General features: G+C 62.7%; 10 protein-coding genes. 2 read left to right on the forward strand and 8 right to left on the reverse strand.

Annotated elements, in window-relative coordinates; genetic code table 11:
* The first annotated feature begins 1,598 nt into the window (after window positions 1-1,598).
* The gene (locus tag ACFVVC_RS22030; RefSeq protein ID WP_387458408.1) at window positions 1,599-4,058 is read left to right on the forward strand and encodes an EAL domain-containing protein; all 2,460 of its coding nucleotides are present in this window, start codon (window positions 1,599-1,601) and stop codon (window positions 4,056-4,058) included.
* A gap of 491 nt (window positions 4,059-4,549) precedes the next feature.
* Here ACFVVC_RS22030 and ACFVVC_RS22035 read toward each other — a convergent pair whose 3' ends face one another.
* The 8 genes from ACFVVC_RS22035 to ACFVVC_RS22070 all read right to left on the reverse strand — a co-directional run bounded on the left by ACFVVC_RS22035 (window position 4,550) and on the right by ACFVVC_RS22070 (window position 13,148).
* Window positions 4,550-5,827, reverse strand: a complete 1,278-nt coding sequence (locus ACFVVC_RS22035) for a glycosyltransferase (protein ID WP_387458410.1) — start codon at window positions 5,825-5,827, stop codon at window positions 4,550-4,552.
* Window positions 5,824-6,426: a TetR/AcrR family transcriptional regulator gene (locus ACFVVC_RS22040; protein WP_387458412.1), complete on the reverse strand. Its 603-nt coding sequence runs from the start codon at window positions 6,424-6,426 to the stop codon at window positions 5,824-5,826. The genes ACFVVC_RS22035 and ACFVVC_RS22040 overlap by 4 nt, the downstream gene beginning before the upstream one ends.
* A 237-nt stretch (window positions 6,427-6,663) precedes the next feature.
* On the reverse strand, window positions 6,664-7,530 hold the full coding sequence (locus tag ACFVVC_RS22045) for a DUF6454 family protein (protein ID WP_387458414.1): 867 nt from the start codon (window positions 7,528-7,530) through the stop codon (window positions 6,664-6,666).
* Window positions 7,511-9,061, reverse strand: coding sequence for an inositol monophosphatase family protein (locus ACFVVC_RS22050; RefSeq protein WP_387458415.1), 1,551 nt, complete (start codon window positions 9,059-9,061; stop codon window positions 7,511-7,513). The genes ACFVVC_RS22045 and ACFVVC_RS22050 overlap by 20 nt, the downstream gene beginning before the upstream one ends.
* Window positions 9,055-10,116 carry an ABC transporter ATP-binding protein gene (locus ACFVVC_RS22055; protein WP_387458417.1) on the reverse strand — a complete coding sequence of 354 codons (1,062 nt, stop codon included), beginning with the start codon at window positions 10,114-10,116 and terminating at the stop codon, window positions 9,055-9,057. Before ACFVVC_RS22055 ends, ACFVVC_RS22050 begins: the two co-directional genes overlap by 7 nt.
* A 49-nt stretch (window positions 10,117-10,165) precedes the next feature.
* Window positions 10,166-11,029: an ABC transporter permease gene (locus ACFVVC_RS22060; protein WP_387458419.1), complete on the reverse strand. Its 864-nt coding sequence runs from the start codon at window positions 11,027-11,029 to the stop codon at window positions 10,166-10,168.
* Window positions 11,029-11,991: an ABC transporter permease gene (locus ACFVVC_RS22065; RefSeq protein ID WP_387458421.1), complete on the reverse strand. Its 963-nt coding sequence runs from the start codon at window positions 11,989-11,991 to the stop codon at window positions 11,029-11,031. Before ACFVVC_RS22065 ends, ACFVVC_RS22060 begins: the two co-directional genes overlap by 1 nt.
* The gene (locus tag ACFVVC_RS22070; protein ID WP_387458423.1) at window positions 11,988-13,148 is read right to left on the reverse strand and encodes an extracellular solute-binding protein; all 1,161 of its coding nucleotides are present in this window, start codon (window positions 13,146-13,148) and stop codon (window positions 11,988-11,990) included. Before ACFVVC_RS22070 ends, ACFVVC_RS22065 begins: the two co-directional genes overlap by 4 nt.
* Window positions 13,149-13,545: 397 nt before the next feature.
* Between ACFVVC_RS22070 and ACFVVC_RS22075 the strand changes: the two genes are divergently transcribed.
* Window positions 13,546-13,779, forward strand: a complete 234-nt coding sequence (locus ACFVVC_RS22075) for a hypothetical protein (protein WP_387458425.1) — start codon at window positions 13,546-13,548, stop codon at window positions 13,777-13,779.
* Window positions 13,780-14,138: the final 359 nt, after the last annotated feature.

Raw genomic sequence — 14,138 nt, forward strand, 5'->3', positions numbered from 1 at the left:
TCTTGGTCTCCCTCTCATAGATCGCTTCTGTTCCTGCCGGAACAGGAGCGTCGCACGACCTGCATACCCCCGCGTACCGAAGCTTCATCTGCTTCATGAGGCTGAGCGGTGGATCATTGCGCTGGACCGAGCCAGCATGGTGACGACGGCCGTCGGACCGCAAATACGCGTTGCCACACCGACGGACTGCTAACGGACCGCCCAGTCATGGCCGCAGCTTTGGCAAATAGCTCTCTTCTGTGTCTTGAACTTTGTCTTTTCAGTGCCCTTTGATTTTTTCCAAACCAGGTTTGACATTCCAAGAGTTGAAAGTGCCGTCAAGCCTCGGGCCGCATTGTTCGCATTTCCGCCAAGGCCGGTTCCGTGCTTTCGAGTGCCTCCCCCCGACTGCAGCATTTCGACAGTGACATTGTCGCTGGTGCACTTGACACACTTCATTTGTGGGGCTCCCTCGGGATTAGGTTGATTTTCGCCGGAACAAGTCCCATTGGCGATGGATAAAGATGCTTTGCGACAAAAGTTACTTTAGTAGAGCCCGCGAGCGATCCGATGAAGAATCGATGAGTATTTCCGCAGATTTATCCAAGGTTTTGGTCAAGACCCATGTCGGTAAATGTATGGCGGGTCTACGTCGGGGCATCGCTGGTGGGGGGGTCGATCAGTCGGCAAGCAGTATCTGGCTGGTCGCCACCCAGCCGAGACCAGAGAGGGTAATGGTCGGAGATCCGCCGCGGAATCGCCCAGAATCAGAACCGCGGGTGGATTTTTTGCGCGGATTCAGGTGGCCTGGAGAAGGGTGGCACCACACTAGCTGCTCGCCGCAAGCATTCAGCGGGTTCTCGTGAGCCGGACCTTCCAGAGTTCGCGCGATTCCACCGGAATCTGGCTCCAAGCAGTGTCCGTCGCCAGCGGCACAGGAAAGATGTTCATTGGGGTGGCAATGATACTTCCGTGGCCCTAAGAAAATGCGCCCTTCCCCCTAAACCGTCACTCCTTGAAGACATCCTTGACCTTTCGCCAAATCAGCTTTGGCCTGGTCCGCCTGGCCCTCGGCCTTCACGCTCTCATCGCCCGTGACGCTGCCGGCAGCCTCCTGCCCTTGCCGCCGGCTTTCTCGGCAGCGTTGTCAATCTTGTCGCCCGGTCCCGTGGTGCCTTCGGCCCGACATCATCAAGGTCGACCGCACGTTTCTTGATGAGGTCGTGCAGGGCCCGCACCCGCGTGAGACGGCCGTGATGAGTCTGGTCCGGGAGGTGGGCGCCTCCTGGTGGCCGAAGGCATTGAAGCCGAGACTGAGCTGACCGCAGGCATCGCCGCGGACGTGACTGCGGGGGCCCGGGGGTTTTCGAGGGGGAGGCCATCGGTGCATCCGCTGGATTGTTCGCCCTGGGTGATCCGACCGACCGCGGTTTCGACGGTTGAGACATAGCCGCTGCGCACCATAGCGCCATGAGTCTTCGGGCGGCAGCGAGATCGGTGCGGGGCGCCGTAGTACCGGGATAGGCATACTGGCGGTATTGCCAGGCTAGTGGACCCGGGGCAACATATACCTCAGCAACTGAGGCAGCAGGCATGACCGATGACAGGCCGGGGCGAAGATGACTGAGGAGCACCAGGATCACCTGCTGACGCAGTCTCTGCTGCTTGATGAAATCGGGCAGTCTGTGATCGGGATGGACGGCGGCTGGCGAGTCACGTACTGGAACCGTGCCTCCGAGCGCTTATACGGCTTTGCAGCCTCCGAGGTCCTGGGACTGACGCCCCTCGAGCTCGGAATCATCGGTAATTTCAGGACCCTCGCGCCCGGGCCCACAGGCGAAGAGATCGCCGAGCGGATCGCCAGGGGCAAAGACTGGTCGGGCGAGTTTTGGGTGCGGGACCGGGCCGGCAGGGAGTTCCCCGTCCATGGGACGATCAGCCCAATCAGGGGCCAACACACGGTGCCAGTAGATATTGTGGCAATTTCAAAAGACATCACCGACCGGAAACACCAGGAAGCGATCCTGCGCCGGCTCTCGGCGATGGTGGAGTCCTCCGGCGATGCGATCATCAGCGCTGACATGGACGGAAAAATCAGCAGTTGGAACGCTGGCGCCGTCAGGATGCTTGGCTGGAGTGCAGGGGAAGCCGTTGGCCAAAACCCCGCCCTCTTTACAACCCGGGCACCGGAGGACGTGGCCGGGCGGATCGCCGAACGGATCCGAAGCGGCTCCTTCGTCACCGGCTTGGAAGCGCGCTGGCGACGCAAGGACGGGTCGGTCATTGATGTTGAACTAACGGTGTCACCGGTCTACGGGCAGGATGGGACACTGGCCGGAGCGTCCGGAATCGCCAGGGACATTACCGAGATCAAGCGGTTGCGCACCGAGGCTGATGCGGAACGGCGTAGGTTGTTGGCGGCACAAGAGATGGCACACGTGGGAAGCCTTGAGTACTCGGCCGATCTGGGTACCATATGGCACTCCAAGGAGCTTGGCCGGATCGTGGGCCTGGGGCCGGGGGAGCCGTTGTCGTGGGAACGGATGATGGAGCAGACCCACCCGGAGGACCGTGACCTGATGCACCGGGTATGGCAAGGTTTGCGGGCAGGGGCAGGTTTCGCGGATGTTGAATACCGGCTCCTGCAGCCTGATGGCAGGCAGCGGTGGCTGCATTCGAGGATCCGCAGCGTCAATGGTCCCGACGGGACACCACTCCAATTCCTTGACACGGTGCTGGACATTACCGAGCGGAAAAAAGCGGAGCAGATCCTGGAATGGCAAGCCCGGCATGACGCCCTGACAGGATTACCCAACAGGTACTGGATCACAGAGGTGCTTCAGGGTTTCCTTGACCGAGGTTGCCACCCGGCCGTCATGTTTGTCGACATTGACCGGTTCAAGCTGGTCAACGACGGTATTGGCCACAGCGGTGGAGACAGAATCCTGATGCTCGTCGGTGAGCGCCTTAAGAAGGCGGTGCGGGCCGGTGACACGGTGGCCCGCTTCGGGGGCGATGAATTCATCATCGTTTGCGAGAACATGGGCATGCGCGCCGCTCAGGTGCTAGCAGGCCGGATCCGTGAATGCATCCGGGCCCCGTTCGAGGTCGACGAGCGGCAGATCTTCCTGAACGTCAGCGTTGGCATCGCTCTTGGCGGGCCCGATGACACGGCCCAGTCCATGTTGGGCGGAGCGGACACCGCCATGTACCGGGCGAAATCTGCCGGTGGAGACGCCTCGGCGATCTATCACTCCCGTATGACTCGACGGGCCAGCGGACGCTTGAACCTGGAATCGGACCTGCGATTGGCCCTGGATCGGGGGGAACTGCGCCTGGACTACCAACCAATCATCGACCTGGATTCGGGTGCGCCTCTGGGTTTCGAGGCACTTCTGCGGTGGGAGCACCCGGACCACGGTCTCATATCCCCGGAAGCGTTCATCCCTATCGCCGAGGAGACTGGCCTCATCATCCCGATCGGCACCTGGGTCCTGCACGTAGCACTGCGCCAAGGGCAGGTCTGGCGAAATCAGACAGGCGGCGCAGCGAACCTCACGATGGCCGTTAATATCTCAGGGCGCCAGCTGGTGGCCAAGAATTTCCCGGACATCGTCGAAGCCGCGATCCGGGAGAGCGGCATCGACCCTGGAGCAGTTCACCTGGAAATCACCGAAACGGTGCTCATGGATGAACCGGACCTGCCCAGGGAAACCCTGCAACGCCTCGCACGCCTGGGAGTTTGTCTCTCCATCGATGACTTCGGCACAGGCTACTCGTCCCTAAGCTACCTGAAGTGGTTGACAGCGAAAACGTTGAAGATCGACCGCACGTTCATCGAGGAACTTGGAGAAGACCCCCGGGCCGGAACAGTCATCGAACTGGTCCTTGGCATGGCGAAAAGCCTCAGACTTGACGTCATCGCCGAAGGCGTCGAAACGCCCACCCAACTCGATGAACTGAGGCGCCTGGGCGTAACCCGGGCGCAGGGTTTCCTGTGGAGCAAACCCATCCTCTCCGAACGGGTTCCCGCCTGGCTGGACGCCCGCTCTCGGGAACCGCTCCAAGAGCTGCAGTGAGGACATCAAGGTCCGGACGCTCGTCCAGAAGACTTTACCCGGCGTGGTTTCGACCATAACGCGGGCGTCGCTTCCGTCGTTCGCCCTACATGTGCACAGACTAAACAGAAGTCGCTGACGGCGTCGACGTCATCTGTCGTCCTTCTGCGGCGTTGACCATCCATCGCGCCAATTCTCTTCCGGCTCTCGGGGGCCAGCGCGTAGCCGGTCAGGCCGGCCTGACGATAGTCGCTAAAGCCGGGGCAGCGACCAAGGCTGCTTTGTGCCTGGCGGGCACGACGCCCCGTGAAGCCTTGGTGTGTCATAGATCGGCCGGCGGCTCTCCGATGAAGCCGGATACCACGACGCAGCTGCGGAATTCGAGTGGGCACGGGATCTGTACGGCTCCGCGGGACGGACCCGGCTGGCTGAGGCATCGCACAGGGCCACAGTTCGCGCCCGACAGCTGAACGGGCGACAGTGAAGCACTAACGATTACCGGGGGCCACCAGTTAAGGCTGCTCATAGCCTCGGGGTGCGCCTTCCGGTTCTGGGTGTTGTCGTTGTTGGGTGATGAGTTCCTCGATTGCTTCTGCGCCGGCGGCTGCCCCTCCTGCGGCGCGGTAGCCTGCGGCTATGCGGCGGGCGCCGTCGGACATGGTCGCCGCGTGGCGGACGGCGTGTCGCAGCCGTTCCGGGGTGAGCTTTCCCTTGGGCAGGCGCACTCCCGCGTTCGCGTGTTTCACCCGGGCGGCGACCTCGAGCTGGTCCCGTCCGAATGGTACGACGACGCAGGGGATCCCGGCGCTGAGCGCCTTCTGGGTGGCGCCCATCCCGCCGTGGGTCACGGCCACGGCCGAGCGTGCGAGGATCGGCCCGTGCGGGACGAACCGCTCGACCCGCACGTTGGCTGGGAGGGGCCCGAGGTCTGCGAAACGGGCGGGCATTGTGATGACAACCCGGTAGGGCTCGCCGGCCAGCCCTTTGACGGCGGCCCGGGCCAGAGCTTCATCGGCTTGGTACTCGGAGGATGTCGTGACGAGGATGAACGGGTCACCCGGTTCCTGGAGCCATGCGGGTACCTCGGCCGGGGGTTCCCAGGGGAGGGCGCCGATGAGGCGGATGTCGGGGGCCCAGTCGGGGTGCGGGTACTCGAAGGGTTCTGAGGTCGCCACCAGGGTCAGGGGTGCGGACCGGAAAAACCCGTCGGCGCTCGTGACCCCTGGGACGCCGTTGGCGGTGAGGATCCCGTTGATGCCCGGGAGGAACCGCTTTTCGAGCTGGCCCATGAAGAGGGGCCGCAGCAGGCTGTCGCGTAGCCGTCCGAGGGGTCCGGCGAGGGGCGGGAGTCCGGGGCCGAAGGGAGGCGCGCCCCGTGAGGTGACCGGCGGGGTGTATGGGCAGAATGCGGCCCAGGGACCTCCCCATGCCTGGGCAGCCGCGCGGGCTCCCCACGAGTTGAAGTCGACGATCACGGCATCCGGGGACGTTGAGGCGATCGCAGTGGCGAGGTCACCGGCGTCGACCGCCGCTCGTCGGACGAACACGTCGACAGAGGCCGAGAGTGCCGCGAGTGTGTTCTTGGCGCCGAAGTCGCGGTGCTCGATCGCGGCGATCCGTTCATCGATGGGCTTCGCTGCGAGTCCGAGACCACGCAGGGGTTCGACCTGGTCGGGGAGGGTGCGCACCTCCACCTGGTGGTCTCGCCGGGTGAGTTCCAGGAGTATCGGCGTCATGGGGAAGAGGTGGCCGATGGCGGGGGAGGTGTAGGTGAGGATGCGGGACATCATGTCCTCCGGGTGAGGGGTTCGAGGAGCTCGAGGATTGATTGGATGTACGCCTCGCAGCCCAGCCCGGCTTCGTGCCGGAGGAGCTTCCAGACGTAGACGTCGCACACGGCGACGAACTGGGCCAGGCGGCGGTCGCGCTCGTCGTCGTTGAGCCCGCTAAGGAACGGTCCGAACACCTGTGCGCACCAGGACCGGTGGTACGCGCGGCCCGCGGCCGTGACGTTCGCCATGAACGGCGAGGACGCCTCCTCTGCGAGCAGCCGCAGGGCGAGGTGCCCGTCGCGTTCGTAGTGAGCGGCGAGGTTGGCGACGGCGCCCGCAAGGTCGCCGGGCACGGCTGCATCCCGTTCAGCAGCTACTCTGGCCGCTTGGCGCTCGGCTGTTGCCGAGAAGAGCTTGTCCTTGTCACCGAAGCGCCGAAGTACTGTCTGGACAGTAACGCCGGCGCGGGCTGCGACAGCCTCGAGCGTGATGCCCGCAATGCGCGTGCCCGCCACGAACTCACCTGCCGCCGCGTCAAGGATTCGCTCTGCGGTGGCCGCCGCTGACTGCGCCCGTTTCGTCATCACATAGCTCCGGCCGGAAGCCTCCGATTTCATGTCAATCATACTAAACCCAATATGGTGGGAGGAACAGACTGCTGCCTGGCATATCCGTCATCCACTCGCAGTGTGTGCCCCATGGCCGGCGGGTCGTCGGCCAGCAGGCGGCGTGACGAAGCCGTGTCCGCGGAGGTCCTGCTTCGACGGCGCCCGCCTCCGGTGGCCGCCGCTGAGAGCACTGGGACTACTTCTACTCGACCGACTTCCGATTTTCTGGCGGTCCGGGGGTTTGTGTCAGCTGATCCTGTGTGTCAGGATCCGTGTTCCGCCGGGGTCGTCTCCGTCGTCGGGCGCCGCGTGAATCTGTAGTCCGTTTTCATCGGCGGTAACGGTGACTGGGTTGCGTGTAATGACGTGCCCGGCGGCGCTGAATATGCTGATGGGGACGTCCCGCAGGATTTTCTGCCGTTGGGGCTCAACGAGGGCCAGTCCTCCGAGTTCGAATGGTGTGCCGTCAGCTTGGGGCAGCACGGAGATTCCGCTGCACAGCAACAGTCCCGGGCTCAGAAGCTGGGCGTCCTGATAGTCAACGAAGTGGCCCGGGTTCTCCCAGTTGGCCACCACGCGGCCTTCCGTGTCCCAGGTGTAGATACGCCGGGAACCCCAGCTTCCGCCATACACGAGGTCCAGTTCTGGGTCGCGGAGGATCCAGCCGATGTGGTCGTCTACGCGGAAGCGTTCGCGGACCTCAAGGCTGTACGGATCGATCGTGTAGACAATGCTCGGCCCTCCGGCCCGGTATTCGGCGACGGACAGCCACACGTGTTCGCCGTCGAAGTCCATGCCTCCGGGGTGGTACATGCTGTCCTCGCCCACGTGGACGTCGCGGAGCAAGCCACCTTTTGAGTCGAGGACGAAGACGTGTCCCCTCCCTCGGCCGGGGCTGCGTAGCGTTGGGTCCGCTGCAGGCAAGGGCGCATCGAGGATCTCCACAGATGACAGGAATGTCAGTCCCGTGGCGAAGGCCATGCCTTGAGGGTGGTGCGTCGGGAAGTCGAGGCGGACCTCCCCGATCAGTTCCAGGCGGCTTCTCCGGTCAAGGGTGAACAGGGCGTCGAGCAGCGGAGTGGTAGGGGAGTTCTTAGTTGCCGGCGGCGCCATGTGCCTCCCTCCATAGTTCATAAAGCTCGGAGGAGTATTCCGGTCGTGCCGCCAGGACGCCGCCCCGCTCGGGGAACGTGTCCGTTTCGCCGGTGGAATTCAGGACGACGCCTCCGGCCTCTTCAACAATCAGAGTGGCTGCCAGGTGGTCGACCGGGCTAAAACTCCCTATGATCGCGCCGGCGCCACGCCCTGCTGCGACGCCCACCACGGTCATGGTGGCGGATCCCATGATCCGCATGATGCTGTGCCGCTCGCCGAGGAGGGCAAGCAGTTCCAGCATTCCGGGCCACGGCAAGTGTCCAGCGAGTTCGGTTGCCACGACGGTTCCGGCCAGAGGCGCCGCCGTCGAAAGGCCGGAAGGGCCGAGCGATAGTGGCTGTCCGTCCAGGCGGGCACCCCAACCGGCTACGGCTTCAAAGATCTCGCCGCGCCAAGGGTCGGCGACAACGGCGACCGCGGGCTTGCGGTCCACAGCCAAGGCAAGCGAGAACGCCGTCCAGGGAAAATGGTTCACATAGTTGGTGGTCCCGTCGACGGGGTCAAGGTACCAACACGGGGCCCCGGGCACGGCGACGCCACCCATTTCCTCGCCAACCACCGTGTGGCCGGGGAGCCTGGCGGCAATCACTTCACGGACATGTCGCTCCACGGCGACATCCACTTCCGTGACCAGATCACCGGGGTTGGCCTTGGTTGAGACCTGGCCGCGGTCAGCTTCACGCATATACCCCACGGCCCATCCGGCAAGTTCCAGGGCGACTTTTCGCGCCTCGAGGATCTCCTCCCCGGCCAGCGCCCTGGGCGCCTGCGCCGAAGCCCATGTTTTGGGATCCTCGGCGATCACACTTTGCAACAGCTCCAGCTGGTTGCTGGTGATCGAATCCACGCCAAGTCCCAACGCCCACCGCATGGACTCCGCGTCATCGACCGTCCAGCAGGAAACCTTCGCCCCGGCCAAGTGAATCTTGTCCACCATCTCCTTGTTGAGAAGCACGTATTCGGAGTTGACGAACTCGGGATTGAGTTCAGCCAGCAGGTCTTCGGGCGGGGCAACCCTTCTGTTCCACGGCAGCCAGATCCGGGCATCCTGGTCCACGGCACGGATGATCCGCATCCCGTCGAGGTTGCCGCACCAGGCCACTTCCACGCCGCTTTCGCGCACGACGGCGGCGGCGGCCTCCGCAGGGCAGCGCTCGTCCATGTCGATGAGCAGTACAGAGGGGCTGCCGCGGAAAAGTTCCAGGGCTTCGGACAGCAGCGGGATCCGCTCCTCCCCGGTGCCCAGCCGGCCGACCCGCTCATAGTTGGCGTCGGAAACGTCACAGTCCAAGCCCCATATCCGCTGCAGGGACGCGTCGTGGAGCAGAACGACCTTGCCGTCTTTCGTGAGTCGTACGTCCACTTCCACCAAATCCGCGCCGGCATCGATGGCTGAAGCGATCGCGGGCAGAGTGTTCTCCAGGTACTTACTGGAGTCGCCCCGGTGGGCTGTTGCGCGGGTCCTTTCGGTGGCGACACGGCTCAACATGTTGTCCCTCCGTCGGTGACCAGGTGTCCGTCCCGGAAGGTCATGGCCTTGCGTACGGCAGCGTACTTTTGCTGTCCAGGCCGCACCGGTTCACCGCTGACAAAACTGCGGAGCTGGGCGTCCGCCCGTCGCACATAGACCTCTTGGAAATGTCCGCGCGGGACAACCCTCTCAACGGTCGACGGGAGCGCGCCGGCGAAGGGAGTGTCTGCAAGGATGACGTCCTCGGGACGGATCCCTAGAACGTCGGGACCCGCGGTGATGAGCCCGTCGACGAACGAGCCCTCCAGACGGTTCATGCTGCCGATGAAGGTGGCTACAAACTCGGTTTCCGGGCGGGCATAGAGGGCCTCCGGGGTACTGTATTGCTCAATCCGGCCCGCATTCATCACGGCGATGCGGTCGGACATGGACATCGCTTCTTCCTGGTCATGGGTGACGATGACCGTGGTGATGCCCAGTTCCTGCTGGATCTTGCGGATGTCTTCACGGACTTTGACCCGCAGTTTCGCGTCCAGGTTGCTCAAGGGTTCGTCGAGGAGCAAAAGCTTCGGCTCCTGGACGAGTGCCCGAGCCAAAGCCACGCGTTGCTGCTCGCCGCCGGAGATGCGGGCGGGCTTGGAATCCTTGTGATGCAAAAGGCTGACCAACTCCAGGACGGCTTCCACCCTGTCCTTGATCTCAGTCTTCGACATCCTGCGAAGCTTCAGTGGGAAGCCGACGTTCTTGGCCACCGTCATGTGTGGCCACAGCGCGTAGTTCTGGAACACCATGGCGCTGGGGCGGTTCTCCGCACCAAGGTGCGAGACCTCCTGGCCTTCCACTTCGATGGAGCCGGAGTCCGGCTCCAGGAAGCCGGCGATCATGCGCAGCGTCGTCGTCTTTCCGCAGCCGGAGGGCCCCAGCAGGGACACCAGTTCGCCCTCCTTGACCGACAGATCGAGGTTATCGATGATGGTGCGGCCGCCGAGGATCTTGTGGAGGCCGCGGATAGCGAGCCCACCGCCAGGCGCTGGAGTTCCCGGCTTTGTTGTGTTGGCGGGTGGTTCAGTCAATGGTTCATGAATTGTCATGGGTTCTCTGTCTGACGTTGAGCGCAAGGCGCTATTTGATCTGGAATCCTTCGGCGAGCTGGCCGCCGAGGATGTGCTTGTGCGCCGCGAGCATGAGGGCAACGGAGGGGATAGCCAGCAGGATGGAGAAGACGGCAGCCACCTGGGTGGGGTAGTTCAGCACCAGGCTGTACATCTGGGTGGGCATGGTCATGAAGGCCGGCGCGCCCACCAAGTACGTTCCTTGTGCTTCGTCGAAGGACGCCAGGAATGACATCACAGCCGCAACGATAATCCCGGGCAGCGCCATCGGGAGCGTCACTGAGGCGAACACGCGCAATTTGGAGGCTCCGGCGTCGCGGGCTGCTTCCTCCAGGTTTCGCGGCACGGCAGCGAACGCTGCCGCGGGGATCCACGTCATGAAGACCACCGTGCCCAGAACGTGCACAACGAGTATTCCCAAAATGGTGTTCATCAGGTTCAACGCGTAGAAAAGGGCCGCCAGGGTAACGAACAAGCCCATCTTCGGGAAGGCGTTCGCCGCGAACAGGCTGATCAGGAAGAAGCGGCGTCCGGGAAAATCAAAGCGGGCAAAGGCGTAGGCCGCGGGAAGGCAGATGATCGCAGACACGAGGACCGTCAGCGGGGCGAAGAACAAGGAATTCTGCACCGCGATGCCGAGCGCGCCATCATTGACGACAACCTGCCACCAGCGCAATGTCCAGTCATCGGGAAGGAGACTGGGGAAGGTCCAGTTACCGGCGAAGGCGCGGACACCGAGCCAGAGCAAGGGTCCCAGGATGAAAACCATCATGAGCACCACGAACAGGTCCACCAGCGCACTGCGGACAATCGCGTCGAGCGTTAGGGGTCGGCGGGTGCGGGAACCAACCGGGGATCCGGTAGGGAGAGCCATCAGACTTTCCCCTGTTCCTTGGCGGAACGGAAGTTCGCCCACACGTAGAGCGCCGCGATTCCGGAGGCGATAAGGAACACCGTGAAGGCCATGACGGCTGACTGCTGCGGTTGATTAAAGGACGAGAAGTAGTTGGACATGTCGACCCCAAGCATGTTCGGTGAATTTGGCCCGGTGAAGTAAGGGACCGTGAACGACCCAACGATGCCAATGGCGGTAAACGTCGTTGCGATGATGATCGGCACGGCAGCCATGGGAATGATCACTGAGACGACCGTTCGCAGGGTGCCGGCACCGGCGTCGCGGGCTGCTTCGACCATGGCGCCGGGCACCTGTTGCAGCCCTGAGGAGATCATGAGCACCGCGAAAGGGAGTGACGTCCAGACCGAGCCGATGATGACGGCGACCATGGTGAAGGCCCACACGGGGAAGTCAAGGCCCATGAGCGCGAAGACGCTCCGCAGGAAGCCCGTCCCGGAATAGAAGGTGAGGATGGCCCATGACGCAATGACCACCGGGATGAAGAGCGGCACAATTGCCAGTCCGGAGAGCAGTCGGGCGATGCGGCCGCCCTTGAGCTTGAGGTAGAGCCCAACCCCGAGCGCCAGGAAGAGGACGGTTGCCGTGCTGACCAGCGTCACGATGACGGTGACCATGAGGTCTCCGAGGAAACGTTTGTTGGAAAACATCTCCTGGTAGGCGGCCAGGGTTCCCCACCAGGCGTCCGCCTCGTGGACATTCTGGCCGATGGTGGCGATGGTGTGGTTCAACCCGCCGGTCAGGCCTATGCTGAAGCCGAAGGCGAGCACGATTGGGAAGCCGACAAAGAGTGCGATCAGCAGGATTGGCGGGAGTGCCATGAAGAAGCCGACGGCGCGCTGGCCGAGTCGCTTCGGGCGCCCTCCGCGCGCCGGCGGAACCGTCCGTTCCAGTTCCGCCGGCCTGTGGAGCGTGGTTGTCACTGGCCGGGAACCTTCTGGTCCCAGAGGTTGTTCAGGTCTTTGCCCATCTGGTCAAAGTAGCCCTTACGCAGGTTGTTGGTGTCTGCGTCTTTGAACTTTTCCTTCACATCGGCGGGCAGTTTGTCCAGGCTAATGGCCGGGAAACCGGACATTTCCTTGATGATCATGGTCTGCGCGTCCGGGGTCAGGACGAAGTTGGCCAGCTTCAGCGCCGCTTCCTGGCGGGGGGAAGACTTGGGAATGCCGAGATAGGCGGCACCGCCCGTGAAGGATGGGTCGCTGATCTGGGTAGCCTTCACCGAGGAAGGAATCTGGCCGTTGGTCAAACCGGTAATGAACTGGTCAGACCAGACCGGGGCCATGGAGATCTGTCCACTGGCAAGCAGGTCCAAGGTCTGCTTGTTGCCGTTGGGGTAGACGCCGCTCTGGAAAACGGACGAGTTCAGGTCTTTCAACGTCGAGAAGCCCTGGTCCCAGTAAGTCTCCAGGTCCTTCTCATAACCAACGGTCATCTTGGCGCGGGCATCGGCTGGTACGAACTTGTCCAAAACCGTGGCAACGAATGCTCCGCCGGATCCACCGGATTTGGGCGAGTTGTAGGTGAATTTGCCCGGGTTTGCCTTGATCCAGGCGAGCAGATCGTCAAGGGTCTTCGGCGGGGTGGAGACTGTCTTGGTGTCATAAGCAAGAAGCACTGCGGATCCGCGGTACGGGATGCCACCCGTGCCGCCGGCCTTGATGACGTCCTGCGGAACATCGTTCAGGGCCGTGATCGTCTGGGAACTCACGGGGGTCAGAAGGTTGGCTCCGGAGGCCTTGGGAACGAAGCCGCCGTCCACCAGGTCAAAATCGGCTTCTTTGTTCTGTTCCGTGGCGCTGGTCAGTTTGGCCAGGGTTTGAGAATCGTGCTCACCATGCAGATCCAGCGTGACTTTCACATTGTAGCCGGGGTTGGCCTTTTCAAAGGCGGGAACAAGGCTCTTCTCCCACAGATTCTGTACGTTCGTGTCACCACTGATGAACACGGTGATCGTCTTGTCAGGGGAAGCGCTGGCCCCATCGTTTCGGGCCGGAGCGGTACTGCTCTGCGCGCAGCCGGTCACAGCGGTAGCTGCGACAACGGCGACGGCCGCTGCTGCTAGGAAGCGGTTGGTCATGGGTGTTCCTTCATCTTGTCTCGAAAATCGCCCAAAGGCACGGACCAGCCTGCAACGGCAACGTGACCGGACATGGCATGGCACATGAAGGTGCGGTAAACCGAAAGCGTCAGTAACTAAAAATGTCAGGACATTCGAACAATTACCAATGGTTCGAGGATGCTGAGGCAAGGGAAATTTCCGTCACAGTCGTCTCTGTCGAGCCAGCCGGGCACCCCGTCACGCAGCGGGCTTGAGCGGCCTGGACGCTGTGGTTATCGACGTCGGTCAGGTCGGAATAGCGCGGTTCTATCGTCAAGGCAACACCGTCGACGACATGACTAAACGGGTGAATTTCATTGCACTCCAATGGGGACGGAGTTGACCGTCCACAGCATCCGGACGCCTCCAGCTCGGATTGTTTGCCACCCTGGCGGAGTACGAGCGGGAGCTCATCAATGAGCGGGTGCGCTTTGGGGTGATTGGTGCGCAGGCCAGTACAGTGCAGCTCGGGAAGCGCCCGGTTGATCCGGGCAACGTGAAGATGAATGTGGTCGCTGCCAGTAATCTGCTCGTCAACGGGAAGGCTGCACAGCAGGCCGCGGACGCCGTCGGCCGGTCACGGGCCACAATGTATCGCTACCTCAAGTAGCACGGCATCGAGGAACCGCTGGAGTGTGCCTCGACCAGACCCGCCAAGGGCCGCTCGCGGTCCATCGACAATGAAAAGCGGCCGGTCAGGACCTGAAACAGCCCAGCAGCAGGTTCACGGGCAAGGGCCCTGGTTCAAAGTGAACTGGTCCCTTTCTAAAACGTCCTGGACGCTGTTCAGACTTCGCATATGACGTACGTCGTCTGAGCGCTGTCAGGGAGTTTGATCAGCCGTCCTCGTGGTTGGTCGATCCGGCAGGGATGCCTGGAGCGTCGTCGGGTCCGTAGACAGGGTACACAGCGTAGGTACCAACCGTGTCGAAGGTCACAGAGCCTGCCGAGTGAACGCACCCTAATGCC

Source organism: Pseudarthrobacter sp. NPDC058196, assembly GCF_042882685.1.
In the GTDB taxonomy this organism is placed as follows: domain Bacteria; phylum Actinomycetota; class Actinomycetes; order Actinomycetales; family Micrococcaceae; genus Arthrobacter.

Coding starts and splice junctions, on each gene's coding strand:
- ACFVVC_RS22060 (WP_387458419.1), bottom strand. CDS start 11,029: ATGGCTCTCCCTACCGGATCCCCGGTTGGTTCCCGCACCCGCCGACCC.
- ACFVVC_RS22040 (WP_387458412.1), bottom strand. CDS start 6,426: ATGAAATCGGAGGCTTCCGGCCGGAGCTATGTGATGACGAAACGGGCG.
- ACFVVC_RS22070 (WP_387458423.1), bottom strand. CDS start 13,148: ATGACCAACCGCTTCCTAGCAGCAGCGGCCGTCGCCGTTGTCGCAGCT.
- ACFVVC_RS22050 (WP_387458415.1), bottom strand. CDS start 9,061: ATGTTGAGCCGTGTCGCCACCGAAAGGACCCGCGCAACAGCCCACCGG.
- ACFVVC_RS22045 (WP_387458414.1), bottom strand. CDS start 7,530: ATGGCGCCGCCGGCAACTAAGAACTCCCCTACCACTCCGCTGCTCGAC.
- ACFVVC_RS22030 (WP_387458408.1), top strand. CDS start 1,599: ATGACTGAGGAGCACCAGGATCACCTGCTGACGCAGTCTCTGCTGCTT.
- ACFVVC_RS22035 (WP_387458410.1), bottom strand. CDS start 5,827: ATGATGTCCCGCATCCTCACCTACACCTCCCCCGCCATCGGCCACCTC.